Annotated in this window: 17 protein-coding genes; 4 read left to right on the top strand and 13 right to left on the bottom strand. The window is 35.0% G+C overall.

What is annotated here, in order from left to right:
• The first annotated feature begins 133 nt into the window (after window positions 1–133).
• Window positions 134–445 carry a hypothetical protein gene (locus BZG02_RS05275; RefSeq protein WP_101260371.1) on the top strand — a complete coding sequence of 104 codons (312 nt, stop codon included), beginning with the start codon at window positions 134–136 and terminating at the stop codon, window positions 443–445.
• A gap of 164 nt (window positions 446–609) precedes the next feature.
• On the opposite strand, the gene BZG02_RS05280 is transcribed toward BZG02_RS05275, so the two are convergent.
• The 3 genes from BZG02_RS05280 to BZG02_RS05290 all read right to left on the bottom strand — a co-directional run bounded on the left by BZG02_RS05280 (window position 610) and on the right by BZG02_RS05290 (window position 2104).
• Window positions 610–1125, bottom strand: coding sequence for a hypothetical protein (locus BZG02_RS05280; protein ID WP_101260372.1), 516 nt, complete (start codon window positions 1123–1125; stop codon window positions 610–612).
• 51 nt (window positions 1126–1176) lie between these two features.
• Window positions 1177–1536 (bottom strand): hypothetical protein, encoded by a 360-nt coding sequence (locus tag BZG02_RS05285; protein WP_101260373.1) that lies wholly within the window; start codon window positions 1534–1536, stop codon window positions 1177–1179.
• A gap of 247 nt (window positions 1537–1783) precedes the next feature.
• On the bottom strand, window positions 1784–2104 hold the full coding sequence (locus BZG02_RS05290) for a hypothetical protein (RefSeq protein ID WP_101260374.1): 321 nt from the start codon (window positions 2102–2104) through the stop codon (window positions 1784–1786).
• 860 nt (window positions 2105–2964) lie between these two features.
• Between BZG02_RS05290 and BZG02_RS05295 the strand changes: the two genes are divergently transcribed.
• Window positions 2965–5310, top strand: a complete 2346-nt coding sequence (locus tag BZG02_RS05295; RefSeq protein WP_101260375.1) for a TonB-dependent receptor — start codon at window positions 2965–2967, stop codon at window positions 5308–5310.
• Window positions 5311–5369: 59 nt separating this feature from the next.
• On the opposite strand, the gene BZG02_RS05300 is transcribed toward BZG02_RS05295, so the two are convergent.
• The 4 genes from BZG02_RS05300 to BZG02_RS05315 all read right to left on the bottom strand — a co-directional run bounded on the left by BZG02_RS05300 (window position 5370) and on the right by BZG02_RS05315 (window position 10316).
• Window positions 5370–6239, bottom strand: coding sequence for a family 16 glycosylhydrolase (locus BZG02_RS05300; RefSeq protein ID WP_101260376.1), 870 nt, complete (start codon window positions 6237–6239; stop codon window positions 5370–5372).
• A 107-nt stretch (window positions 6240–6346) separates the two neighbouring features.
• Complete coding sequence (locus tag BZG02_RS05305; RefSeq protein ID WP_101260377.1) at window positions 6347–7024, bottom strand: TonB-dependent receptor plug domain-containing protein; 678 nt, start codon at window positions 7022–7024, stop codon at window positions 6347–6349.
• A gap of 122 nt (window positions 7025–7146) precedes the next feature.
• The gene (locus BZG02_RS05310) at window positions 7147–8691 is read right to left on the bottom strand and encodes a sulfatase family protein (protein ID WP_101260378.1); all 1545 of its coding nucleotides are present in this window, start codon (window positions 8689–8691) and stop codon (window positions 7147–7149) included.
• Complete coding sequence (locus BZG02_RS05315; protein WP_101260379.1) at window positions 8691–10316, bottom strand: DUF5060 domain-containing protein; 1626 nt, start codon at window positions 10314–10316, stop codon at window positions 8691–8693. The genes BZG02_RS05310 and BZG02_RS05315 overlap by 1 nt, the downstream gene beginning before the upstream one ends.
• A 254-nt stretch (window positions 10317–10570) precedes the next feature.
• Here BZG02_RS05315 and BZG02_RS05320 point away from each other — a divergent pair, with 254 nt between their 5' ends.
• The gene (locus BZG02_RS05320; protein WP_101260380.1) at window positions 10571–11662 is read left to right on the top strand and encodes an SGNH/GDSL hydrolase family protein; all 1092 of its coding nucleotides are present in this window, start codon (window positions 10571–10573) and stop codon (window positions 11660–11662) included.
• A 78-nt stretch (window positions 11663–11740) separates the two neighbouring features.
• Here BZG02_RS05320 and BZG02_RS05325 read toward each other — a convergent pair whose 3' ends face one another.
• The 3 genes from BZG02_RS05325 to BZG02_RS05335 all read right to left on the bottom strand — a co-directional run bounded on the left by BZG02_RS05325 (window position 11741) and on the right by BZG02_RS05335 (window position 16812).
• Complete coding sequence (locus BZG02_RS05325; protein WP_101260381.1) at window positions 11741–13882, bottom strand: T9SS type A sorting domain-containing protein; 2142 nt, start codon at window positions 13880–13882, stop codon at window positions 11741–11743.
• A gap of 296 nt (window positions 13883–14178) precedes the next feature.
• On the bottom strand, window positions 14179–15297 hold the full coding sequence (locus BZG02_RS05330) for a glycoside hydrolase family 88/105 protein (RefSeq protein ID WP_101260382.1): 1119 nt from the start codon (window positions 15295–15297) through the stop codon (window positions 14179–14181).
• Between the two features lie 219 nt (window positions 15298–15516).
• On the bottom strand, window positions 15517–16812 hold the full coding sequence (locus tag BZG02_RS05335) for a BNR-4 repeat-containing protein (protein ID WP_101260383.1): 1296 nt from the start codon (window positions 16810–16812) through the stop codon (window positions 15517–15519).
• Window positions 16813–17021: 209 nt separating this feature from the next.
• On the opposite strand from BZG02_RS05335, the gene BZG02_RS05340 reads away from it, so the two are divergent.
• Window positions 17022–18173 carry a hypothetical protein gene (locus BZG02_RS05340; RefSeq protein ID WP_101260384.1) on the top strand — a complete coding sequence of 384 codons (1152 nt, stop codon included), beginning with the start codon at window positions 17022–17024 and terminating at the stop codon, window positions 18171–18173.
• 77 nt (window positions 18174–18250) lie between these two features.
• Here BZG02_RS05340 and BZG02_RS05345 read toward each other — a convergent pair whose 3' ends face one another.
• The 3 genes from BZG02_RS05345 to BZG02_RS05355 form a co-directional block, all read right to left on the bottom strand.
• On the bottom strand, window positions 18251–19774 hold the full coding sequence (locus BZG02_RS05345; protein ID WP_101260385.1) for a RagB/SusD family nutrient uptake outer membrane protein: 1524 nt from the start codon (window positions 19772–19774) through the stop codon (window positions 18251–18253).
• 13 nt (window positions 19775–19787) lie between these two features.
• Complete coding sequence (locus BZG02_RS05350) at window positions 19788–22853, bottom strand: SusC/RagA family TonB-linked outer membrane protein (protein ID WP_101260386.1); 3066 nt, start codon at window positions 22851–22853, stop codon at window positions 19788–19790.
• A gap of 366 nt (window positions 22854–23219) precedes the next feature.
• Entirely contained in the window at window positions 23220–24908 is a 1689-nt protein-coding gene (locus BZG02_RS05355; protein WP_101260387.1) for a sulfatase-like hydrolase/transferase, read from the bottom strand.
• Between the last annotated feature and the right edge of the window lie 36 nt (window positions 24909–24944).

Consider the following 24944-nt stretch of genomic DNA (forward strand, 5'->3'; position numbering starts at 1 on the left):
AAGCAAAAGAACGCAAGTTAAATTGCGTTTTTTTGTGCCCTGTTTTTTCTTGCTATTGTTGAAAAAATGTTTTGATAGAAATTGCAGAAGATTTCGTAACTTATATAAAATCAAAATATTAAAATAACAAGCTATGAACTCAACAGAAATGATGCGTATTATTGTGAGCGGTGAATGGCGAAATACAGAAACAGATGAGATATGCTCTTTTTCTTGGACTGATTCGGATCATTCCATCGGCATAGAATATAAGTTGGGCAAGAAAGTAGGTCAAAGTAGTTCTCATCAATCTGTAAAACTATATCATGATGCCGAATATTTAAAAAATTGCAATCATCTTCGATATCAGAGTAATTTGTTTACCAGCGAATTTACCCTTGATTCGGAAAATGGTCCGCTATTGGTAGTGTCGAATGTATTTGGAAAATTAAACTTAGTGCGGTAAAGTAAATGAATGAAAATTGCATTTCCCAAATTATAGGTAAATGATAAAAAGGGAACAAACGGCAATTTACTGCACTTGTTCCCCTTTTTATTCGCTAAAAATTGTTACAACCACAATTTAAAACATATATTCTTAACTAGACTTATTCTTAAAACAATTGCTTTTCATCGTCTTGCCGCTTCTGCAACAACAAATTCTGAGTCATTTAATTTAGTCTGCTCTTCCTTATTTAATTCTAATTCCCGAACTAATTTATCTTTACTTGGATAATAAGTCGCAAAGAGTAGCATAATTATTACTGCAAAACCCAACAACAGCATTTCGCCGGTAAGCAAATAGGTGATGATAGCAAAGAATGCACTTCCTTCCAACATTGCATATTTAATAATATTTAAAGATCGATAGGATTCGATTTTTGTTTTTAACTCGGTTTCCACTATTGCAAATTTAAGTTTTTTACCTACAACTATTTTGCTAACACTAAAGGTTCCCAAGAAAAATAATGGAACAATAATCATAAACAAAGTACGTAACTCTTCAGCATCTGCAACGAGTGGGCCTTGTGTTTGATGGAAAAACACCGTAAATGCAGTAAAAAAAACTTGTCCCATGAGTAAGGCTACGTGAATAAGTATGCTACTTTTTAGATACTGCTGAAAATTTTGTTCGTTTTTATTCATATTGATTTAAAATTTTTTTGGAGATAGATACTATTTCTTAAGCAATCAACTCTACTTTGAATTCAAATAAAAAGCAACTGATTTCGATTTTAACAATACCGCAAGTACAATTAAAGTGATAAACAATAGTGAATACGCAATAGCGTAATTAATGCCCATTGCAAAAGCCATAAATATAGTGGCAAACAATATAAATCCAACAAATATTCCTGTAAGGTACCAAGCAAATTTCCACTTACGAAGCAAGCCAATTGCCAAAATAATACTTAAGCCACCCATTATTTTAAAGTGTCCGGTTGCACCCACAAAAGAATCTTTATACATATCAGTTACAATAGGAATTGCAATAAGAATAAGGGCTGCAAATAAAGTGGAGAAAAATCCTTTGTGTTTTAAAAATTGTAAATTCATCAGTTTATAATTACCAATTTGTATTTATCCGTAATAATTTTAATTCTAGTTTCAATTTCCTAAACTACAAAAACAAACCTAAGCAACAAAATATTTATATCGAAAACTTAAACTATCCAATTAGATCCCCTGAAAAATGATTTTTCAGCCTATTTATCAAATCATTAAAATAAAATATTGGAGCAACAAAAAACCCGATTCCTTACAAAATCGGGTTGTATAATATTATTTTTAGCTACTAATTAGTTTAAGACACTAGTCTATTTCCATCATTAGAATTAAAAGCATCGGTATTCCTATTGAAATAATTGATAAGAATTTCACCGGACAACTCGTTGCCGTTGTGATCCCAGCCATATAATCTATTTTTCGCAATTTCATGTGAAAGCTCACAAATAAGATATCCTTTTTCCGAATCGAATAGATAAGTGAATTGCCAAGGCGAAAATTTGTAAAATTCATTATTGTATGGCTTGCTGGTAAAAAATCGTCCATTTAATTCAGTTAATAGACAAGGTTCTCCACATAAATTAAAGTAATTCTGTTTTTGTATTTCGGATAAAATCATAGTCTAATTTTTTCTTTACTGTTTACATTAAATTTACTCCTAAAAACTTGCTTACCATACCATTTACGGAAGAATTACTATAAGGTTTCTTAATTCATAAGAAACAAAATTTTGTGAAATTAATATCACAATGGAAAAGTGCGGAAAGTGTAGTAATTCTTAATTATTTTGCTCTTGAATAATTTTAAGCAGAGCGAGGCTACTAGTTTAGCCCCTGCATTTCTAAGCAAAAACTATTAGTACTTTTAATTGCTATTTTCGGTTTGCGATACATTATTCTGACTAAAGAAAAAAGACGATCACATTTACTAATTCCAAATTGTCTCGATGGATAATGTTGTTTTAAAATTTACCAAATAGCAAGAAGAACAGACGAAACTTGTAAAGTTTTAATGAAATCTTGTAAAGTTTTTGTGGCTATAAAACGCTATATCCAAAAGTTCGTTTCCAAATTAATTCTATTCAACCACAAGTAGAATTAACATCAATGTAATTTGCATCAATTCTTTTTTTGACGACAACAAACCTTTAATGTGTTGATTATATGATATTTGAAGTAGACATACTAAAATTTGTAATTACTATTCCAAAAATAAATAGTTGATTAATAAATTCATTATTCAACTATTTTTAAATCAGAAAATAGAAAACTAAATTCTTTACATTTAATTTTATCAGCGTATTAAAATAAATTGAAAACGCCCCAGCAAAACCTATGAATTAACACCCAAGCTTCGGACGTAAAAAACTTACCTTACCTCCTGAAAAAGGCAATTGTATAGAAACAAATACACCACTATTATTTTTGAAGTTTAAATTCATCTGCTATTCAGCAAAAATTACTCATTCTTTTTTTAACCATGAAAATTACCATACTTACTCTTATTACTTTTCTATTATTGGTTTGGAGCAATACAATGCTTTTGGGGCAAAAACTGGAAATTAAAGGACAGGTTTTCGAAAACAAAAGAAACGAATCTCTCCCCTTTACACAAGTTGCTTTGTTTGAAAAAGAATCGAATGTATCCTTAAGTGGCACTTTGACCGATGATTTAGGAAATTTTACCCTGCCAGTACTTTCGAAAACCAGCTATCGAATTCAAATTCAATTTTTAGGTTACGAAAGCCATGTTTCTGAAATTCAGGTAGACACAACTTCGGTTGATTTGGGTAAAATAATTCTTCAAGCATCAGCACAAAATTTAGCTGAGATTATTGTTACCGCCGAAAAGAAAACTATTGGTAAAGAAGATGGTAACTGGGTTCTTTATCCCGATAAATTACCTGATGGAGGTACAAATACCACTATCGAATTATTGAGTACCCTACCTGCTGTTGCAGTAGATATGGATGATAATGTAAGTATTCGTGGTAGACAAGTTACTATTTTGATTGATGGTGTGAAAAGCGACGATTTAGGAGCATTAGATCAGATTTCGCCCTCTTCCATCGCAAAAATTGAGGTTATTCAAAATCCTTCTGCCAAATACGATGCCGAAGGAAGTGTAATTAATATTCAATTAAAATCGCCATTACAATCGAGTTCCTCTACCCGATTAAAGGCTAACGTTGATCATTTTGGTAATCATCAGGAAAGCTTTATAACCAACAAAAGATATAAAAATTGGGGTGGGTTTCTTCAGGGATCTTCGAATCGTAATCAATTTGATTCGAAAATATATTCGGTACGAGAAAATTTCATTAACCAGTACACCCCTTTCATTCTGGAACATAGAACTGATAATGTTGAAAATAATTCGATTCAGTTTAGAGGCGGAATTAACCATCGTTTTTCAAAAAATCATTTCATAAAATTTGATGCTCAGTGGCAAGAAAATGATTATTCTCCGAATTTATCTTCGGATAAAGAGAATCGAAATCAGGAAATGGAATTGTTAAAATCTACGCTACAAAATCAACAAACGGATAAGGACAAAAATATGAACTTACTTCGTGCCCAATACATTGGAAATTGGGATACTCAAACACTAAAAATTAGACTGAATTATCGGAATCAGAAAGAAACTGAAGATAGAAATTTTCAAAGTGAAGATTTTCTGCCAAACGGAGATCGCTCTAGCGCTAATCCATATCTTAGAAATGATTACCAGGACATAAAGATTAACGACCTTCAAACAGCAGTAGATTACGAGAAAAGCTGGACTGAGGGATTAAAACTTGAGGCTGGAGCTGATTACAGCATAGAGGAACAAAATCAAAATTCGCTTCAGGAAAAATTTGATTATAATTTAAACGACTGGAAAAACAACCCTAGCAAAACATTTGATTATCAATATAATAAGAGCACTTCGGCAATTTATGGTATTCTTAATGGAAAAAAGAACAATTGGCATGCCTTTGTTGGTGCGCGTTTGCGATCTATTCAACTGAAAACAGAAAATTTTGGAGACGAAATTACAAATAAACAAAGCAACGCCTACCTTTCTGTTTTGCCAAGCATCACTTTAGGGCACGAAAGTGAATTTAGTGGCATTTCTTTTTCCTACAAAAAAAGTCAAAAAATACCACATGCAAACCGTTTAAATTCTTACCGAAATGATGCAAACCCATTAAACGTAACTTTTGGAAATCCAGATTTAAAACCGGAAAAAGAACACTCGTTATCTCTTGATTTTTCGTGGCACAATGAAAAATATCAGATGAGTATTGCTGCTTTCGAGAGAATTATAAAAGATGTTGTAATGACAGAGTATAGTTTTGTTGGGGATACGCTGTTTAGAACCTATAAGAACATGGCAACTCAATATCTTCATGGTAGTGAATACACGTTTACCTACAAATTGATAAAATGGTGTCGTTTAAATGGTAGTGCAAGTATATTTCATCAAACTTTTTCGGGAGAATCTCTTTCGATACCACAAAAAAGTATCTGGAGTTATAACGCAAAAATAGCTGCATACGTTCAATTGCCGAAAAATTATTCGATGCAAGCCAATTACACAAACAATTCAAAAACTATTTCTACCTATGGATTGAAAGGGAAACTGTATAATTTAGATCTTGGAATAAGTAAGAGTCTGCTCGATAAAAAATTACAGTTATCGCTTCGAGGAGTGAATTTATTGGATAGTAAAAAGCAGTGGAATGAATCGGAAAACATGCAATTTACCTCACGTTCTACGAAATATCAGGATACCCGCAGATTGGTGTTGGGTGTAATCTACAAATGGAGTCATTCGCAGTAACGGGTTTAAAATAGGAAACAACAAGCCCAAATTTGAGCTTGTTGTATTGTAAATTTGTATTACTCTTTTTCCCAAACTCTAAAATAGTTCACTTTATATTCTCCATCCAAACGATCATCATCGGGCAATGCACCAAACCATTTATTCGATTCGCAATTAAAATTGATTTCCAATGCTTGGTGCCAATGGGTATTTTCAGCTTCGCGAAACAAGATTCCATCGATATAAAAACGGATAGTTTCCGGAGTCCATTCTAAACCCCATGTATGGTAATCGGCTTGCAATTCTTCTGGGAAATAATATTTTTTTGTCCGTGAAAAATGCTTTTTTACGTCGCCTTTGTCTTTAGGTGCTTTAAACACATGAATATTGGAATTTAAATCGTGACGATTGTAATACAATCCAGGTGCATTCTCACAAATATCAATCTCGGTCCACCAATCTTTACTAACATTTGTCATCCAAAAACCCGAAACCCATGGCGCATCCATTAACTTCACTTCTGCCTCGAAATATCCGTACAAGAATTTTTGTTTACTTTTAATAAAGCCCGTAGAATGAGTAAAACCTTCGGGAAGTAGCTCTTTCCCATGCTGATTTACACGAATAACAAGTTTTCCATCCTCTAATTTCACATTGGAAGCATGAAAATAGGTTGGTGCTCTGCCTTTCCATTTCGGATTATTTGGATACCATTTTACCTCGTTCAATTTATGATCGTTGAACTCATCTGAAAATTTCTCCAACTTTTTCCAGCCTGTTTCGTTTTTTTGATCCGAAAGAGGAAGCTCAGGCGTAAGCCTATCCACCCTATTTTCCAGCTTAACCGAATCTACATAATTTTTAGGCGGAATAGTTAAATCTTGAGAATGAGCAACACCAGCAAATCCAATTACCAATGTCATTAATATGATTTTTTTTACTTTCATATGATTATAATTTCAAGTTTTTGCCATATGGAACTTACCATGCTGGGATAATCATTTCCCTGTGTGTATAAAGCTTTATACATGGACGTTTCATACTGCGATTTAATTTAGTTCTTTAGCTTAATAATCACCACTCCGTTGGCTGCACGCGATCCATAATCTGCAGCTTCATTCCCAAGTAAAACTTCTACCGATTTCACCTGACCAGGACTAATTCCTGTAATATCCTCGGTAATAATTCCATTTACAACTAATAAAGCTTGCAAACCCGACGAAACGGAACTAGGACCTCTGGAAGTAAGAAAAACCTGATTCATTCCATTCACACTTTCCATTTTAGAAGAAGGATAAACGTATTGTATAACTTGAAAAATAGAAGACATGCGATCGAAATTGTTATTCTCCTCCAAACAATTTTTGATACAATAATCCAAGTTTTCCTCCGTCAAGGTCTTATTGTTTATCACATTGTAATGAGAACTTTCGTTATTGATATAAAGAAGGTTAACAGAAGATTCGGTTTCCCCTTTTATACGAATTGTTTGTCCGACAAAACCATCTGCTCTAAACTTCACCACATCCTTTTTAGCATTTATAGTAATTTCATAATTGCCATTTTCATCAGTAAGAGTATTCTGCTTACTTTTCGAGGATTCTATCAACACCTTGTTTAACGGGTAAGTTTTAAAGGCAGTAACCTTTCCTTTTAATACTGTTGTTTGCGCATGGAGAGTTGCAAAACCACATGCCAGCAAAAAGACAATAATACCTAGTTTTAGTTTCATATTTAGTGTTTAGATGTTGATTTAATCAACGATTTGTATTGTTTTTTACTAATAAACCTTCATTGGGATCTTCTAAAATTCAACAGAAATAAACAAAATAAAGGCTATTCTTATTTCGTAGCTTATTTTCTACTTTGTTCTTGAACTCTAATTTTCTTGATTTTTTCGTTCAGCTTTTTTACCAATTTGGGATATGAAGCTGCAAGGTTGTTTTGCTCGCTAGGATCCTCTTCCAAATTAAATAGTTGTGCTTCGGTACTTAATCCGCCTTCGATATCTTTCAACTCCATAATCCAAGAACCTGTATTTTTCGATGGCTCGATATACTTCCATTTCCCTTCTCGAATCGATAAAGCATAGGCCTCTTCTATCAATTCTGATCGTCCTTTGCTATCATTTCCTAAATAAGTATCCAGTTGATTAAAACTGTCTGGAGCTTCCCCATTTTTCAATTCATAATTCAGTAAAGACGCAATAGAAGCATATAAATCGACATGCCCAACCAAAGCATTGCTAGTTTGTCCGCCTTTAATTTTATTTGGCCAGTAGGCAATGGTTGGCACGCGCGTACCCGCTTCGTAGCAAGAGTATTTTCCCCCGCGATAAATTCCACCTGGCTTATGCTCTCCAACCAATTCTACCGCTTTATCAGAGTATCCATCGTTTAAAACCGGACCATTATCCGATGAAAAAATAATTAAGGTATTGTTTAAAACTCCCTTTTCCTCTAAATAATCAACCAATTGTCCGGTAATGTAATCCATTTGAGCAATAGCATCGCCACGAACGCCTAAAGTACTTTTACCAGCAAAACGAAGATCCGGCAAACGAGGAACATGTATATCGTGGAAAGCAAAATACAAGAAAAATGGTCTGTCCTGATTTTCATCAATAAAATTTCTAGCTTTTGAAAGCATTTGATAAGGTATTGTTTCATCTTTCCAGCGAGCAGAATTTCCTCCTGTCATATATCCAATACGACTCACTCCGTTCACAATGGTATTTGCGTGTTGCGTATCTGCGCCATAGCGCAATAAATCAGGATTTTCGGTTCCGGTAGGATCGTTTCCCACTTTATCGCCATAGCTAACTGTGATCGGATCTTTTTGATCGAGACCAAGCACTCTATGATTTTCTAACAATACACAAGGCACACGATCTCCGGTTGCCGGAATTAAATAAGAATAGTCGAAACCAATCTCAAGCGGACCAGGTTTTACATCACCATTCCAATCTACATTACCATTCCCTAAACCCAAATGCCATTTTCCAATTACTGCCGTTTTGTAACCATTCTGTTGTAACATAGAAGGTATAGTAGGTGTTCCTGGTGCAATTAACATCGGAGCATCTCCCTTTAAAACAGCGGCATTTATTCTAAATGCATAACTTCCCGTAAGAAGAGAATAACGAGATGGTGTACAGGTTGCTGCAGAGCAATGTGCATCGGTAAACAGAATACCACCTTTTGCCAATTTATCCACATTAGGAGTTTCTACACCTTTTGCTCCGGTACACGACAAATCACCATATCCTAAATCGTCTACATAAACTACTACAATATTAGGCTTGTCGCCCTCTGCTTTCTTTTGTGCATAAGTTAATGTACTTGCACCTATTATGGCTGTAACCGCCAAAGAACAAACGATACTTTGTTTCCAATTCATTACTTCTTCTTTGTTTTAATTATTAATACCGCATCCGCTTTTCCATACCAAGGCGATTCAAAATCTTGTTTTTTACTCACTTCTACTAATTCGCTGTACTCCCCACTTAAAGTGTTCATCCATTGAAATGTAATAGATGAATTTTCCTTAAATAAAAATTCCCCTCTAAATTGATAACTATCCATGGGAACATAAAAAAGGTAAGTATCATCGCTTTTTAGGCAATATCCCGACTGGTTGTGCCAAGGCGTTGGTGTAAATTCACTAAAATTGTACTTGGCAAATAAATCTGTCATGTATTTAAAATATTCAAACTTTGGTTTGATAAAAGCTTCTGATTGCTCGTAAGGATTATAAATTACGACATTCCAGCTAGCCGCTTGCCAGTAGTAAGTTGAGTAAACACCGGCAAAAATACATTGATAATTTCTTCGTAAACAAGTTTCGGGCTTGATATAACTCCCAACAAAAACTTCGTAGGGAGCATCTTCATATCCTCCGTGCTCTATATTAAATACTGGCTTAGTTTTATATTGATTGTGATCCTCCAGCATATTATTGTAGAGTGAATAAGTCCAATCCTGACGAGAGATAAAATCAACAGAATCGGAATGACGTTTGCAGAAACCATAATCGTGAACGGTTACCAATCTATTGAACGCATTTGCTTCGCGCAACCTTTTTATGCGCTCCAATATGTAGTTATCATCGGCTCTGCCATAGTAAAGTGCTTCTTTCGAAACATCCCACATTACATTTGGAAAAGCACCGTAACGTTTCACTACATAATCGTAGTACATGTTATCGGCATCGGAATTCATTTCGGGCCAAGCTACCAACTTATTCCATACGTAAATCATTAAATGAGAAACGATGTTCTTATCGTGCATTAAGGAAATAGTACGATCTAACTTTTTAAAAAACTCAACATTCAAACTGGAATAATCAGGCTTTTCATTGTTCCCTAGAAAAGGAAATATGTCTTTCGGTGCTCCATATTCATGTTCTGGATAATTCTTAAGTTTCTCATCTTTTTTCCAGCTAACATCATAAGAGAACACATTCATTACCACCTGATTGAAACCATTCTCGTTTAGTAAATTGAGTAAATGTTCCGTTTTAGGCAAAGCTTCTTCGTTGTGATAGTCCAAAGCATATAGCCAATCACATTCAAATGCCATTAGGAAGTATGGATCGCCATTCTCATAAAAAAAATGAGTTGGTTTTTCTTCATTCAGTACAATTGCCCCTTTTTGTGCTTGTAAAGCTTCCTGGTGAACAAGTAGTTTCCCTTTTTTACCATTCAAGGCTTTTATTTCGGAATGAGTTTCGTAAGTCCAATTTCCAGCTACGGCGGCCGAAAAACGAAGTAACCAAGTATTGTCTCCGTTATAAAATCCCGGAACCGTTTGCAGTTTGCCATCTGGGTTGGTGAACTCCGCAAAAAATTTAATCTGAAATGGATCTTTGTTTTTGACATCGGCCTTAAAAGTAATGTCAATCACCTCCCATTTTTTGATGCTGGTAATTTTCGTTGAATGCTTGGTGTTTCTTAATTCCGCTTGGGTAGCATTAAAATAAAGTAAACCCAAAAGAACAAGAACAAATTGTTTCATTGTAGACATAGGAATAAGTATAAGCTGTTAATATGTTCTCAAAATTACTCAAGCTATGACTGGCATAGCGGAATAGAATCGACTAAAAATAGGGGGCATTTAAAAATACCAAATCCCTTTCCCTGCGAATCTTTTCATTTATCCGTGCTTCAGAAATATTGGAGCTACTTAATTGGCTGGCTAATAAAAACAATTTATGTCTCTGTTTATTGATGAAAAAATGCGAAATTGCGTTTCATAATTTCAACTCAAGTCGATTAATCATGATGAAATACTTTATCGCTTTAGCGATCTCCCTCTCGGTATTCGTTTCCTGTACCAATACAAAAAAGCCCATACTTGTTCCCGCAAAATCGGAAGCCTTATCGTATATGGGGCGAACGGTTTGGACTGCTGATTCGCTAATCGCTGAATTGTGTTGGTCGGGAGCTTCAGTAGCTATTAATTTTGAAGGCAAAAGTTTAAAAGCAAGCCTGAAAAATAGTGAGCGAGACAATTTTTACAACGTAATTATTGATGGCATAGTAGATACCATTTTACACATTGACACTGTAAAAACGGAATATCTTTTGGCTAATAATCTATCCAAGGGAGCGCATCAGGTTGAATTGTTTAGAAGAACAGAATGGACCTTTGGTAAAACTCAGTTCTTTGGTTTTGAAGTAGATGGAGATGCTCTCCTTCTTCCTGCCTCGCCTAAAAAGAAACGAAGCATCGAATTTTACGGAAATTCAATTACCGCTGGACATGGTGTTGACGATCCAACAGATCAGGATAGATGGGATAGTATTTATTCGAACAACTTTCATACCTACGCTTCGATTACTGCACGCCACTTTAATGCTGATTATAGTTGTATTGCCCGTGGTGGTATTGGCATAATGCTTAGCTGGTTCGATCAAATTATGCCTGAATTATACTATCGCCAAGATCCTACTAAAATAAACAGCCAATGGGATTTTACAGCCAGCCCTAAAGATATTATTGTGGTAAATTTATTCCAAAACGATTCTTGGTTAGTGGAAAATCCAGAATATGAGCAATACAAAAAACGATTTGCCAAGCAACAGCCTACAAAGGAATTTATTATTAATTCCTATGCTAGTTTTGTATCTAAAATTCGTTCTCACTATCCCGATGCAAACATTATTTGCATGTTGGGCAATATGGATATCACTAAAGAAGGTTCGGAATGGCCGAATTACGTAGAAGAAGCCGTTTTGAGCTTAAAAGATGATAAGATTCACACCTTTTTTATGCCTTATAAAAACAGCAAAGGCCATCCTAAAATCGCAGACCAAAAATTGATGGGAGATGCTCTTATTCAATTCATTGAAAGTAAACTAAACTGGTAAATGTGTTTTACAAATAAAAAAAAACTCACACCGCAAGGATGTGAGTTTTCTCTTTCTAATTTATTGAACTAAACTTTACTAATTAACCACTATTTTTTGAGTGTAAACTGCATTCTCTCCTGTTAACCGTACAATATAGATTCCTTTCGTCGACGGCATGTCTGAAATATACAGTTCGGATAATCCTCGGCTTATGGTTTCTGATTTCACTACATTTCCATTTATTCCCACAAGCTCATATTTATCGAAACTATTTTCTTTCATAATCACCTTCATCCATCCTTCATCGATTAAAGTAGGATAAATTGAAATTCCATATTCCTCTGCATCTACAATACCTACTGCAACTGCTACTGCTTTTTCGTACACGCCAATTTCCAGAACAACAGAACTCACCCTTCCCTCCGAGTCAGAAAACTGTATACTTACTTCGTTCTCTTCTTTTAAATATTCAAAAGGTACAGGAATGCTGATCATGCCAAAAAAATCGTCGCGATTAGCCTGATCTCCACCAGCCCAATTATTAGGAACCTCCACTTGGTTGCCATTGACGTAAACAATTGGTTTTTTAGACTTACTATGCTTTCGCCCGATGGACATTCTCAAATTTGCAGTCCCTCCATTGCTTCCTATTTCAACATCGTTAAAATTAAATTTTAAACTTCCTGAAATAGTTTGTAAATGCTGGCTGGTATAATACTTTTTATTTTTTAAGCTATTGGTAAATTCAACAGTGCTACCAAAGGTATATTCAAGAACAACCGTTTCGTCGGGAATTAATGTTAGTTGAGAAGGTGATGTTGATTGTGTATTATCCTTGTACTCCGGATTTTTATCGTCCCAAATTTTTAGACTTTTAATTCTTACGCTTGTAACCTCCTCCTGACCTTCAAATTGATCTAAATCCACCACTAAACTATTTTCATCGAGATTACTCAAAGCTACATAAAGCTTATCCTTATCAACAAAAGCCTGAGTTTGAATATCTGGGTTGTTGGCCGAAATTTGAACCCGTTTTCCTTTTACCTCTTGCCACAACTCAAAAAAGTGAACTCTTGGCGTAAAAATCCATTCGGTGCTTGCGCTAAGAGGCACTCCTAACTCTTTTGGCCGCCAAAGTACAGATCCATAAGGTTGGTAGTTATTTGCTTCTGTAATATGCCAAGTGGCTTTTGAACCAATAAATGGAATAGCAATCAGCAAATTATTCTCCCGATCTAATAAATTGAAAAGAATGTGATTTATTGATTTAATGGACTGTACGCTTCGAATATCGCTATAATCATCACCAAAGCCTTTTTCAATTCCTCCAAACTCTGAAATTGCATGAGGTTTCACAGCACCCCATTTTGTATAACTATAGGTTTCAATCAAATCTAATATTGCCTCAGAGTTTGATCCTGACCTTTTACTATCGGCTCCGGTTACATTTATACCATCGTAAAGATGCGTTGCAAAAGCATCCATGTGATCGCCTGCCACATCCATAAACATTTTCATTCTTGTGTTCCAATGTTCAAAATCCCATAACTCAACCGATGGCCAAGCACTAGAGTAGCCAATAACGTTAACATTCTCTAATTCTGGCGTTTCATCAAATTTCTTTCCAATTGCACCAAACCATTCTGCCATTCGTTCTCGCATTTTCTGATCATCAGGCTGTTCTGCACTAAAGTCGGCATCGCCAGCATGAACAAATGGTTCGTTCATTGGCTCAAACCATAAAGGTCTATCTTCATTTGTAAAAAAATGCTTAAAATATTGCGCCGACCAAGTTGCCGCCTTTTCTTTATCAATGCTCCAGCGAACAACATTTCCTGGGTGTTCGGTAACGATCTGACGATTGGAATGCCGCCACCAAGTAGATAGAGATTGCGTATAATTTTTTTGACCATTCCCTTGACTTATGATCGAAGCTTCATCTTCGGGATAAACTCCTACAACCCCTTTTGCTTTTGATTTAGCTACAGAAAACGGCCCCCAAAATCCGCGTCCAAAACCAGCATTTAATTCTTCCGTATAAAATTCGTATTCATCATCTGTAATTTCACCTTCCCCCCAAGTAGCATGCATGTTAAAAAACTTGGTTCGATCCAGTTCTGAAACATCACCAATATAACGTTGTATTGATGGCACAACAGTCACCTTATTTTGTGCATTAATGGAAGTGCTGCAAACAAGTAAAATTAAAAAAGCACAAAAAATAAAAATTCTATTCATACAAACTATTTTAAATCGTTTTCGATACTACAAAGAGGTAAAAAACTGATCATAGTTCAGGAAAAAAAATCGAAGCAATTACAGGGGCATTTTCAAACCAATTTGTATAAATAGTTAAATAACCCAAGCTAAAAAGCATGGGTTCCTTACTGTTTAAGAGACCCATGCTATAAAAATAGAGTAATTTGTTAATGTCTAACTAATTTCAATGAAAACTTAACAGCAACAAACTAACACATAGTATTTATTTCATCATTGGTAGTCTATTTTTTTAAGTTAAAACTGTTCCAAGCTTCTTATTTCTGATTTTCAGAGTACAACTTGTATACTTCGGAACCGGCACTTAAAAATGCACCACTTCCATATACTTCCGATTGATCAGCCCAAGCTTTACCCGGTGCCGCACCTATTGGTTGTACGAATCCTAACATCCCCTCTTTTGTAATGTGACTGCACATTGCATTCCATCCTTTACTAACAGCAGGCTCGTAGGTTTCACGATCTAAAATTCCTTGATTAATTCCCCACGCCAAACCAAAAACATAAAAGGAAGAACCACTGGTTTCTGGTGTTGGATAAAATTCCTGACCTAATAAACTCATGGCCCAATGACCTTGTGGAGTTTGTATTTGCAGCAATTTTTTAGCCATTTTTTTATAGATGCTTAAAAAATACTTGTACTCCTTTGTTTTTGGATCCAATTCATTTAAAATATTCGCTAAACCTGCAAATACCCAACCGTTACCTCGCGACCAAAATATCTTTGTTCCGTTATCCAATTTCCCCATATAACTTTGATCTCTGTAGTACAGATTTTCTTTCTTATCGAATAAAAAATCGGTAGTCGCTTTGTATTCCTTCACCATAAAATTGAGGTATTCCTTCTCTCCTGTAATTTGATACAACTTGGCCCAAACTGGTGGCGACATAAATAATGCATCGCACCAATTCCATCTGTCTTGGTGAAATTTTGTTCTCCACTCTAAAGAACTTTTGGATGGATGATACATGATAAAATCGAACTGCTTGATCATTGGAGCCAGCATTTCTTTATCATCATATTTTCGATACAACTCGCAATACAACTGCCCAACTGTATGATCGTCGGCATGATATTGTCTGTGATGCAATTTCCACTCATTCTCTTCTCCAATCTTCCTCAACCACTCGTAATAACGTTCATCACCAGCCATTTCTGCCCATTTCACCATTCCAACATAAAGTGCACCGTTGGTCCAGTCGAGCGGATGGTGCGCTTTCTCTCTTCCACTATATGAATCGCTGAAATGTTCTATTTGCCAATCGGCAACACGTTTCATTTCCTTTTTCACCTCTTCGCACTTACTTCCTTGTGAAAAGCCAGGCAGAATTAATAATAGCAATAGGTTCAGTAAAATAAATTTATTTAGTTTCATATGTTTATAATTTTAAGTTTTTGCCATATGGAACTTACCATGTTGGGATAATCATTTCCCTGTGTGTCAAAATTGCTTTGACATGGACGTTTCATATGTTTATAATTTTAAGTTTTTGCCATATGGAACTTACCATATAATCATCTCCCTGTGTGTAGAAAGCTTTATACATGGACGTTTCATATCAACTGCATTAATGGTTTGATTTTTAAAATCTAACTAGTCTAAAATATAATCAATTCGTGTTTTATAATTGGAATAATGAACATATTTCTCGTTTACCATCCAAAGCAAGACCATCTTATCTCCTTGTTTCATATTTTTAGGAACAACAGGTCTAACATTATCGTATTTTGAATTTTCAGTAATAGCAGTAGTGTCCCACGACTTTCCATGATCAGAAGTAACTCTTTTTTCAATTTCAAAAATTCCATTCACTTCTCTCGAAATATAAATCGTGTTTGCCTGTAAAGGGTGAATAGTCATTCCAGCCGAATAGTGAGGTTCTTTTTCAATTTCGCCCTCTTGTGTTTGCGGAAACCACTTTCCCGAATTACAAATTTCATTATCGATCCATTCTCCTTTTACATATTGGGCATAATGATACAAATGCTCAGTTTCTTTCGGATATTGTGCATATAAAATAACCGGATTTCCTTTTTTATCAGCACTAAGATCGTAAACCCATGCTCTACCCTGCTCTTCGGTAGCTTTATAAACAACCGATGCATCTTTAGGCTCGAAAGGCAATTGGTCTACGTCACATATTTTTGCCCCATCAATTCTCCAAAAAGCACCCTTCTCGTAACAGGCATAATATAACGAATTGGTTTTCTCATTTCGCGGGTGACCATCGGTAAAAACAATATGAATTTTAGAATTTCCGTCGGAATAGTAGCGCACATACGGGCGATTCCCTCCACTAAACGGATGATTTGTGATAAATACTTTAGCATCCGAGAAGGTTTTTCCATTGTCATCCGACCACATCATGTTTGGCTTAAAACCGGTCCATCGTCCAAAACAATAAACACGCCCATTTTCCTTTTTTAATTGAAACGGGTTTGCATAAGTGACACACTTTCGTGGATATAATTTAAACTGATCGTCATTCAACACCTTTTTTGTATGAAGAGACGAGAAATTAGTTTCTCCCCTTTTCAAATGATGAAAACGAACAACAGTATCCATGTGCTTTGTGTAGGTCATTAAGACATCACCATTGTTCAATTCTAAAAAAGCAGGATTGGCATGATCATCCTTATCCAGTTTTGAGCTTACAATTTGAGTTTTCTTCTCGCCAGTTTTCAAATTAAGAATTGCTGTTTCAATAGAACCATTTTCACTCACCCAACCTGTTACTATTTCATCGGCAGCATTGTGATTATAAATAGCCCTTGGTGCAGTAAACCAACACCAAGCACCATCGTCGGTTAACGTTTTTTGTTGAGCAAATAAATGGTTTGATAGCACTATCAAACTAACAATTGATAAAATAGTTCTTATCTTTTTCATAAATTTTAATGGTTTAGAGTACGAATAAAAGAAGGCTTAGTTGAAACTACAATTCTGTTCAATACCTGATCCCAAAAGAACACTAACTAAAGCATTTTGTTTATATTTAACACACATTTAACGGTACTCATAACGGTTAAATGTGAATGCAATTAACTAAATATTAATCGATTATAAACCACAGCAATAACTCATTTCACCTTTGATTAATGAATATATCTACAGATAAAAAACGATTAATAATTGCAGAAATACGTAAATGTAGAACTTTTACGAAGGCTCCAACTAGTAGTTCCATGCTACAATACCTATTCGAGGAAACACTAAAAGGAACCGATTTAAAAGAAAAGCTTATTGAGATAGATTTTTTTGGAAAATCAAAAAGTACAGATAAAGGCAACCCACGAGTTCGTGTAAATATTTACAACCTAAGAAAAAAGCTGACTTCCTATTATGAGAAAGAAGGTAAAAATGATAGCTGGCAAGTCGTAATTGACAAAGGACAATACCAAGTAAAATTTGTTGCAAAGAATCCTAAGAAGCGTTTAATTAAGATGGGAAAACCCTCTATCCTAATCCCTTACTTACTTCTGTTTATTGTTCTATTATTACTTGTCCTACAAAACCTGCCTAAAAAGGCTCCAATGCTATGGAATTCTTTTCTAAGCGAAAAAAGTACCACAACTTTATTTATTGGCGATGTGTTTGGTATAATGGGAACCACTGCAACAGGAAATAGAGGATGGAACCGCGATTACAGCATTAATAAATTAGAAGATTTTTATGCATTTTGCGACCACAACCCTGAAATGGCCACTAACATTGAGCCATCAAACTACACCTATACCAATGGAATGGCTGCATTTTCAACTCAACGACTCACTCTTTTATTTAAAGAATACGAAAAAGAGTTTCCGATTCGCTTTTCGATGCAAAGTACCATCGAAGATATCACAGATGGCAATTCTATCTATATTGGCCCTATCAAAAACAACAATAAATTTGTTTACTTTTTTAATAAAGAAAATCCCTACTTTAAAATTGCTGAAGATGATCTTTTATTTTCGAATCATCCTACGATAAAAGATACTGTATTCCATCTTAATTCTGATGGAACTGAATCTGATTACGCAATTGTTTCTAAAGTCTCAGGTCCAAATAATAGCGAACAGTTCATTTTCTTTTCCAATCATGATATTGGTGTTCGATCTACGGTTGAATTCTTTACAAACACCGATTCCATAAAGCATTTTACAAATCAGTATTTAAAAACAAAAACTCATTTTACAGCACTATTTTTAACAAAAGGAGTTAGCAGAACCAATACTGATTTAGATCTAATTTGGGCAGTAGCACACTAAATAAATCAATTGTACGCCATAAAAAAAAAGAGAGTATTCCAAACAGAATACCCTCTTTTTTTACTATTTCGTACTTATTATTTTAAATTTGGATTTAAATCAATTTCTGTTTCAGGAATTGGCGCATACCAAAGGTCCTTATTGCTAGGATCTCCTACCAAAGGAATCTCACGAGCATCCCGTAAAGCAGTAACTTCACCAACTTTATTTAAACGAACAAGATCCAACCATCTGTTTCCACCAACTTCAGAAACAAATTCACATGCACGTTCATGAACAATAGCATCAATAATAGCCTGTGTTGAACTTAAGTCCGCTGCTGTATAATCAACAGATGCATCAGCATTTTCCCAGAAACCAGCACCTAAAGCCAAAACCTCTTTGGAGGTAGTAACACCACCAGCATAAGCTCTGCGTTTTACCATATTCAAATAATTAATTGCATCAGCTTCAGAACCTGTATTTGCACATGCTTCAGCATACATTAACAATACCTCTGCATAACGCATGGCTGGCATGTCATTATTAGTTTTGAAAATATTTACAAATTCAGGAGTTCCTTGAATCGTACCATAAAGTAGTTTTGTATTTACAGGATGCGCATAGGTAATTGCATTAGCAGAAATTGTAGATGTTGTTGCATTTTTACGATATCCTTCAGGAAAATTATCATAAAAAGTCCATTCTAAAAACATATCCATCCAATTGGTCCAAAATGCACCATACCAACGACACTCTGTATTAATTGGCCAAGCCTCCAGCTTGAATTGATGAGCAAAAATGGTTTCCTTATTATTCTCCCAAGGCTCTCCAAAATTGTGCATATAATCATCCATCAATGAATAAACACCTGCATCAACAATCTGCTTTGTGTAAGACTTTACTTGAGTCCATTTGTCTGTTTCGTTGTAAGGATATCCTGTTAACTGCATGTATGTTTTCGCTAAAAAAGCTCTTGCTGCAGTTTTTGTTGCATGTCCATCGGCAATTGTAACATCAGTATCGCGCGCAGTGGTAGACCATTTTTCCACATATTCTAAATCGCTAATTACCTGACTTAAAACCGCTCTACTTGAAGTTTTTTCCATTTCATAATCTGGAATAGAACTTAATGGCATGGGAATATCACCAAAAATTGTTGTTAATCGAAAATATAACAAAGCTCTAACAAAGTAAACATTTGCATGTGCATTATTTACAATTGCTTCGTCAACTCCCTCTGGATGTGCCTTTTCAATAAAAGCATTTGCGGCATTAATAGCTCTGTAATAATTTTCCCAGATTCCAATAAGACGTGAATTACCACCTGTTAGTGCAAAAGTATCACCTTCGCTAAAAACCCATTTATTACCACCACTATGAGTAGATAAATCATCGGCGCCAGTATAAGCGGCCAATACATCAACACCCCAGTTTGCAAATTCCAATAAACCATACACACCAGTAACACCAGCTTCAAGGCTTAATTCATCGGCATAATATGAATCTCCAGTAACTGCTCCCAGCGATCCTTCGTCTAAATCTTCACAGGACACCATACTCGACAGCATCATTCCTCCGAAGAAAAATATGATTAAATATGAATATATATTTCGTTTCATAACTATTTTATTTTTAGAATGTTACTTTTAAACCTGCTGAAAATGTTCTAACAAGAGGATATGAAAATGCATCGATACCTGCTTGAGAATCACTGTCAATACTCGTACTTGATCCCTCTGGATCGATACCTGAATAATCTGTAATTGTTAATAGATTATTTACACTTCCGTAAAGTCTTAGTCGACTAATACCCATTTGTTTCAACATGTTATCAGGCAATGTATATCCAATCGTTAAGTTACTTACTTTAAAAAATGAACCATCCTCGATATATTGACTTACTACATTCGTTAAAGAATGATCTATTCCAATAGGCATAATTTGTTGAGAAGAACCCGAATTAGAAGGAGACCATCTGTTAAGGTAATCAGGATTAAGAATTTTTTGGTTCAAAATATTTGCTGAATAGTTGTAAATATCATTTCCTACTTGTCCAACACACTGAACGCTAAAATCAAAGTTTTTGTAATACAAGTTTGTACTAAATCCATACACAAAATCAGGTGCTGTATTTCCAATAATTTGCTTATCGGTACCTTCAATAGAACCACTATTATCCAAATCTTCATATCTTGTTTCACCAGGATTAGCTCCATAAGTTGCTGCTAAAGCTGCTTCGCTCTCTTTCCAAAGACCAATTGCTTTCAATCCATATAAAGATCCCATAGATTTACCTTCCTGAACGATAAATTTATTGCTGGTATTCCAAATTCCTAAAGCTTCTTCTGAAGCAATAAAAATATGATCTGAATTAACTCCTAAATCCTTCACCTTATTTTTATTACTAGACAGGTTAAAATCAGCAGTCCATCTAAAATCATTTTTATCCAAAATATTCCAGTTCAAACTAAATTCAAATCCACTATTTTCAATATCTGCAAAATTATCTGTGTATGAAGATTGACCTGTATAGGTAGGAATACTTCTTGCAATAATTACATCAGATGATTCTTTTCTGTACACATCGAAAATAGCAGACAACTTCCCTTTTAACACACTAAAATCAATACCCATATTCATTTGAGATGTTGACTCCCACTGTAATTCAGGATTAGTTATTGCTCCAGGTATTACTCCTGAGCTTAGTGTTTGATTATCCCACTGATAATGTATTGGTTGATCCGTACTTACATCTAATTTAGACTGTGTAGCATAGGCTCCAATAGCTCTGTTACCAGTAACACCATAACCCGCTCTTACTTTCAAATTGTAAATCCAATCGATATTCTGGATAAAACTTTCTTCTGAAGCTCTCCAGGCTATGGCTGCAGATGGAAAATAACCCCATTGGTTATCGTCTTGAAAAACTGAAGCTCCATCAGCACGCAATGAAGCAGTCACTAAATATTTATCAGCGAAACTATAATTAATACGTCCCATATAAGAACGCATTTTTGACTCAGAATATGTCGATGCTATAGTGGATGGCGTTCCATTATTTAATATGTTCCATTCGTTTGCAAGAGTTGACAAGTCATTTACTTTAGACTGATTTGATCGCCATGAACTCTTCGAAAATTCATAAACCGCAGATACCTTTAAATGATGTTTGTCAAAATCGTTTTCGTAAGTTAAGATATCCGTATTCAAGTATGAGCTACCTCTACTATAAGTCTGTTGTGCACCAACATTATCTCTAGTATATGTTACGTTGTCAATTAAATCTCTACTACCGTAAAATCCTGTAGAAAAACTACCTGCATTGGAGATAAATAAAGATAAATTATGTCCTAAGTCAATGGTCAAATCTAAATTCGAAGTAATTTTCTCACCATACGATTCCTGATTCTGCATGATGAATTGCTCAGGATTCGTCTCTTGACCAGGATTATATCGGCCATAATCCTTGTAGGTTGAAGGAACAATGAAATCACCATTCTCATCTTTACTTTCCCAAAACTGCGGAAAAATAACAGAACGTCCGTATGCATTGGAAACACCATTATTCTGACGTCCATTGCCCTGAGAGTCAGTATGCGTAGCAAATGTATTAAATTTCATATCGATACGATCAGATATTTGTGCAGAAATATTTGATCGTACAGAATAACGTTTGTAGTAAGATTCTTTTATTACTCCCTGATCGTCAAGCATACTTCCAGAAAAGAAATACTTTAATTTATCAGAACCACCCGTTAAATTTACGGTGTAATTTTGTTTTGTAGCCTTACGAGTAATTAAATCACTCCAATTGGTTCCACCATTTTGTTTAAAATAAGCTATTTCTTCGGCTGTAAAAGCATCTGGTTGCCCCTTAGAAGCATTTTGAATGTTCATTAATTCTGCCTGATCGCCAGCAGATAATAAATCGTACTCGTTGATCATTGAACTCGATCCTGCATTAGCTTCAAACGAAACCTTCAAGACTCCTTCTTTAGGAGCATTTGTAGTAATTAAGATAACACCATTAGCACCTCTAGAACCATAAATAGCAGTTGCCGATGCATCTTTCAATACATCAATACTTGCAATGTCATTTGGATTAATGTCCGAGATATTCGCACCAATAAAACCGTCAATAACATACAAAGGAGCATTACTAAAATTAATAGAACTACCACCACGTACTCTAATTTTCATTTGTTGTCCAGGTGCACCCGTAGTTTGCTGAATGCTAACACCAGCAATTTTTCCTTTAAGACCTGCATCAATAGATGAAATAGGAGCTTGTAAAAGATCTTCAGATGAAATAGAAGCTACAGAACCTGTAATGTCCTTCTTTTTAACGGTTCCATAACCAATGGCTACAATCTCCTCTAAAGAAATAACATCAGCATCTAAAGCAATATCAATGACTGATTGCCCTCCAATGCTTACTTCGCTAGGCGTAAAACCAACAAATGAGAAAACTAAAACAGAATTTGCATCTGCATTAATAGAGTACTTACCATCCATATTGGTAACTGTACCATTCGTACTCCCTTTTTCGTAAACCGTTACTCCAGGTAATGGATCGCCTGATAACTTCTCAGTCACAGTTCCAGTCACCTGAGGACTTTGAGCGTACGAATAACTGTTCATAATAAATAAAACAAAAGCTATCACAATGGATATACTTTTTCCTCGCATTTTTTTCATATTTCTTGTTATAGTTAATAATAAATACTAAACTATTATAAATTTATGTTGTGCTACGGGGTTATTTGAAACAAACAAGGGGTGAAATAAGATCGTAAACGGGGGATATTAAAGGATAAGAAAGGTATATTTACGCACATAAAAAAGCGCAAGCACCTAACAATCTTACTACTTACCGCCTTTTTTCTTTAGCTCCTAAGAAAAACATAAAATTATAGTAAAACTTCAATAAAAAAAGATCATAATTTATTATTAAACTATTATTTCCAAATATTATTTTGTTATTCTAAAACAAAAAAAAAAGGTTAGAACAAATTTCTAACCTTTAATACATTTCTAAACTTTTTCTAAGTTCTTCAAAATTAGTTACTCGTGCTTAACAACACCATACTGTTCCAGCATACTATCAGCAGTATATCTCAATACTTTTGGTTTATCCGTTCCTCTTGCCTCTTTAATCAGAATTTTCCATTGCGATTTAAGAGATTCCAAAACCTCTTTATTTTCAGACTTAGATATTAGATTCTGCATCTCTTGAGGATCATTTTTCAGATTATAAAGTTCTTCGTAAACTGCTTGCTCTCCATGTAAAGGTCCGTCAATAAAAGACCGATACAAAGCAATATCCGGATCGTGCACAGAATACAACATTGTATTTACATTAATGCCCAATTCTTTTGCTGCTGCAATTTTTACACCTGCAGAAAGATTTTCATTTTTATAGTAGCGAATGTACTTCCACTCTTTATTTTGTACGGATTCACATCGAGGATTTCCAAATTGAGTAGACCAAAGATTTTCAGTAAATAAATATTCTCTTACTTTTTCAGAGGAAGCATCTACCAAACCTGAGATATTCTTTCCCTGATAACTTTTAGGAATTTCAACTCCCCCATATTGTAATATAGTTGGTGCAATATCAATAGTTTGCACCAACTCTTCAACTACTCGGCCTCTTGCTTTACGCGAAGTTGTAGGATTGTAAATAATCATTGGAACATGCGTACATTGTTCGTAACACAATGCTTTACCTCCTAGTCCTTGTTGTCCCATAAATAGGCCATGATCAGAAGTATAAATTATAATAGTGTTTTTATCCAAACCTTGCTCCTTTAGTCCGGCTCTAAGTTTTCCCAACAAACCATCAATACCTGTCATTGCTTGCATTTGACGAATTGTTCGCTCTTTATTGTCTGCTATATTATCAACGTAATCGTAACCTTGCTGACGATCTTCCGCCCTTAATAAACCGGCAGGTAATTTTGGGCTTACAATATCCTTTTTAGCAATATAATTTGGCTCTACAGGTATGGGAATATTACGATACAATTCTCGGTAAATAATTGAATCGGTGGCTAACTGTTTCATTGTACCAGTGCTAGCACCATGCGGCAAATTAAAACAAATACTCAAACAAAATGGTTGATCCTCTGGTCGAGATTCCAAAAAGTGAAAAGCTCCATCTAAACGATATTCGTTACTATTTAAAAAATCGGTGACACCTTCTTCTAAAATTTCAACCTGTGTATCGTGCTTTGCACCTTTAAAAATTTCGTGTCGCTTTTTGGGATAAAAACTTAGGTGTCCATGCCCACCATACCAGTAATCAAAAGATTTATCCATTAAACCACTCTGATACCCTCCTTCGCCAATAGGAGAATGATTTTTTCCAATATAGCCGGTATAATAACCATTGTTTTTCATCACAACAGGATAAGACTCCTCCCAAGCCTCCGGAGCAACACTGGTTCCAGAATTAAAATTTACACCATGCTTACGCTCAAACTGACTAAGAAGTATGGAAACCCTACTAGGCGTACAAATTGCACTTGTTACGTGGGCATTGGTAAAACGAACCCCCTCGGCCGCCATTTTATCGAACTGAGGTGTTTTAAGAATTTTATTCCCATTACATCCTAATAAATCAAACTGCTGATCATCTGTTAAAATAAAGATAACATTGGGTTTGCCTTCTTTTTTTACAGATTTCGCATTAACATTAAATAAAGCTCCTACAGCTAAAAATAATGTAATAAATATCGTATTTCTCATCATTATATAAACTAATAACATTATTTACACAAGTTCAAA

This window comes from Labilibaculum filiforme (assembly GCF_002843315.1).
GTDB classification, from domain to species: Bacteria; Bacteroidota; Bacteroidia; order Bacteroidales; family Marinifilaceae; genus Labilibaculum; species Labilibaculum filiforme.

Bases quoted from the DNA above. Each gene is read 5' to 3' on its own strand.
- BZG02_RS05335 (WP_101260383.1), bottom strand. From the start codon at position 16,812: ATGAAAAAGATAAGAACTATTTTATCAATTGTTAGTTTGATAGTGCTA.
- BZG02_RS05350 (WP_101260386.1), bottom strand. From the start codon at position 22,853: ATGAAAAAAATGCGAGGAAAAAGTATATCCATTGTGATAGCTTTTGTT.
- BZG02_RS05315 (WP_101260379.1), bottom strand. From the start codon at position 10,316: ATGTCTACAATGAAACAATTTGTTCTTGTTCTTTTGGGTTTACTTTAT.
- BZG02_RS05345 (WP_101260385.1), bottom strand. From the start codon at position 19,774: ATGAAACGAAATATATATTCATATTTAATCATATTTTTCTTCGGAGGA.
- BZG02_RS05275 (WP_101260371.1), top strand. From the start codon at position 134: ATGAACTCAACAGAAATGATGCGTATTATTGTGAGCGGTGAATGGCGA.
- BZG02_RS05280 (WP_101260372.1), bottom strand. From the start codon at position 1,125: ATGAATAAAAACGAACAAAATTTTCAGCAGTATCTAAAAAGTAGCATA.
- BZG02_RS05300 (WP_101260376.1), bottom strand. From the start codon at position 6,239: ATGAAAGTAAAAAAAATCATATTAATGACATTGGTAATTGGATTTGCT.
- BZG02_RS05310 (WP_101260378.1), bottom strand. From the start codon at position 8,691: ATGAATTGGAAACAAAGTATCGTTTGTTCTTTGGCGGTTACAGCCATA.
- BZG02_RS05305 (WP_101260377.1), bottom strand. From the start codon at position 7,024: ATGAAACTAAAACTAGGTATTATTGTCTTTTTGCTGGCATGTGGTTTT.
- BZG02_RS05320 (WP_101260380.1), top strand. From the start codon at position 10,571: ATGATGAAATACTTTATCGCTTTAGCGATCTCCCTCTCGGTATTCGTT.
- BZG02_RS05325 (WP_101260381.1), bottom strand. From the start codon at position 13,882: ATGAATAGAATTTTTATTTTTTGTGCTTTTTTAATTTTACTTGTTTGC.
- BZG02_RS05330 (WP_101260382.1), bottom strand. From the start codon at position 15,297: ATGAAACTAAATAAATTTATTTTACTGAACCTATTGCTATTATTAATT.
- BZG02_RS05355 (WP_101260387.1), bottom strand. From the start codon at position 24,908: ATGATGAGAAATACGATATTTATTACATTATTTTTAGCTGTAGGAGCT.
- BZG02_RS05295 (WP_101260375.1), top strand. From the start codon at position 2,965: ATGAAAATTACCATACTTACTCTTATTACTTTTCTATTATTGGTTTGG.
- BZG02_RS05340 (WP_101260384.1), top strand. From the start codon at position 17,022: ATGAATATATCTACAGATAAAAAACGATTAATAATTGCAGAAATACGT.
- BZG02_RS05290 (WP_101260374.1), bottom strand. From the start codon at position 2,104: ATGATTTTATCCGAAATACAAAAACAGAATTACTTTAATTTATGTGGA.
- BZG02_RS05285 (WP_101260373.1), bottom strand. From the start codon at position 1,536: ATGAATTTACAATTTTTAAAACACAAAGGATTTTTCTCCACTTTATTT.